Here is a 281-nt window from a genome sequence, read left to right on the forward strand (position 1 = left end):
ATGGTGACCCGTACGGGATTCGAACCCGTGTTACCGCCGTGAAAGGGCGGTGTCTTAACCGCTTGACCAACGGGCCAGATGTATGTGCTTTCTAAAAATTAAGTGGCGGAGACGGAGGGATTCGAACCCTCGCACCGGTTTCCCAGCCTACTCCCTTAGCAGGGGAGCCCCTTATAGCCTCTTGGGTACGTCTCCAAAATAAAATGGCTCCGCAAGTAGGATTTGAACCTACGACCTACCGGTTAACAGCCGGTTGCTCTACCACTGAGCTATTGCGGAAC

3 tRNA genes are annotated in these 281 nt (G+C 53.7%); all 3 read right to left on the bottom strand.

From position 1 onward, the window contains the following. Window position 1: 1 nt before the first annotated feature. Window positions 2–76, bottom strand: a tRNA-Glu gene (locus tag KNO58_RS15315). A gap of 27 nt (window positions 77–103) precedes the next feature. Beyond that, window positions 104–195 (bottom strand) — tRNA-Ser (locus tag KNO58_RS15320). Window positions 196–204: 9 nt separating this feature from the next. Next, window positions 205–279 (bottom strand) — tRNA-Asn (locus tag KNO58_RS15325). Between the last annotated feature and the right edge of the window lie 2 nt (window positions 280–281).

Origin of the sequence: Exiguobacterium sp. J17977, from assembly GCF_018616375.1 — a bacterium.
GTDB lineage: Bacteria > Bacillota > Bacilli > Exiguobacteriales > Exiguobacteriaceae > Exiguobacterium > Exiguobacterium mexicanum.